We start from the raw sequence: 1,337 nt of genomic DNA on the forward strand, positions 1-1,337 counted from the left end.
GGATCCGGGAACACGTCGTTCCAGCCCGAGAACGGCTGGTTAGCCGTGATGAGGAGGCTACGGCGCTCGTATCTTTCGGCGATCAGTTCGAACAGCACGCTCGTTTCAGCCTGGTCCTTGCGGGCGTACGACAGGTCGTCCAGGATGATCAGGTCGAACCGATCTAGTTTGGCAAGGGCCGACGGCAACTGCAGGCTCTGCCGTGCAGCCTGCAACTTCTGCACGAGCTCGCTGGTGCGCGTGAACATCACCCGGTAGCCTGCGTCGATCAGCGCGTGTCCGATGGCCGAACCCAGATGACTTTTTCCAGCCCCGGGCGGCCCAAACAGAAGCGCCGTGGCGCCTTTCTCAAGCCATGCGTCGCCGGTCGCGAGTGCCATAACGTGCGCCTTCGAGACCATCGGCACCATGCTGAAGTCGAAGGTTGCAAGCGTTTTGGTCGGGTCCAGATGCGACTCGGCACGGTGTCGTTCGATGCGTCGTTTCGCCCGTTCGGCCAGTTCGTGCTCGAGCAGTGCGCCGAGCAACCGCGTAGCCTGCCAGCCTTCCTTATCGGAACGCTGCGCAAACTCGGGCCACAGAGGGGCGATCGTCGGCAGGCGCAGTTCATTGAGCATCAGGGCCAGACGGCCAGCATCGTAAGCGGGTGTGCTCATGCCGCCACCTCCTTGTGCAGCAGGTCGTCATAGCTGCTTACAGGTGGCATCTCGACATTGACGACCGGGCAAGCGGCATGACGTGGCGCAAATTCCTCGCGCAACGCCTTCAGATCGGGCAGATTACCGTCAACGAGCAAGGCATTCAGGCGCGCGGCCAACAGAGCCTCGACGCCATCCATCGCGGCGAGCTCGAGCAATCCGACCATCGTCTTGCACGCCTCGCGTTGCGCCAATCTTACCTCCAGCTGTTCCCATGTCCGGCGATAGGCTTCACGAGGGAACAGCTCGTCGCGAAACGCAAGTCCCTTGAAGGCCTGTGGCTTGCGTTTGAGGCTCTCGATGAAGTGTCGGTAATCCAGTGAACGACGGTTATCGCCGGCACGCGAGCCTCGCGGGGTACTGTGCACCAGTGCGCCGGACAGATAGCAGTCAAGCCGGTCACCATAAACGCGCACCTTCAGGCGGTGGCCAATCAGGCGCGATGGCGCGCTGTACAGAATGCCGCGCACAGTGAATGTGCTGCAGCGTGTGACGCGCGCTTCTTCCTCTACGAAGTCGGTCGTGCGCCTTGGCGGCAGATCCATGAGCTGTTCGCGCTCAAGGCGGAACGCCGCCGCGTTACGCCGGTTACGGCGCATGACGATCTCGCGCAGAAACTCGTTGTAGGCCGCACGATCG

General features: G+C 62.2%; 2 protein-coding genes. Both read right to left on the reverse strand.

What is annotated here, in order from left to right; genetic code table 11:
• Positions 1–656 (reverse strand): IS21-like element helper ATPase IstB (istB, locus tag HV711_RS33205; protein WP_175145687.1); only part of this gene is annotated, 656 nt, incomplete at its 3' end.
• The coding region (locus HV711_RS33210) for a Mu transposase domain-containing protein (RefSeq protein WP_425195043.1) at positions 653–1,337 on the reverse strand (685 nt) is incomplete at its 5' end. The genes HV711_RS33210 and istB, both read right to left, overlap by 4 nt.

This window comes from Paraburkholderia phenoliruptrix, from assembly GCF_902859825.1.
In the GTDB taxonomy this organism is placed as follows: domain Bacteria; phylum Pseudomonadota; class Gammaproteobacteria; order Burkholderiales; family Burkholderiaceae; genus Paraburkholderia; species Paraburkholderia phenoliruptrix.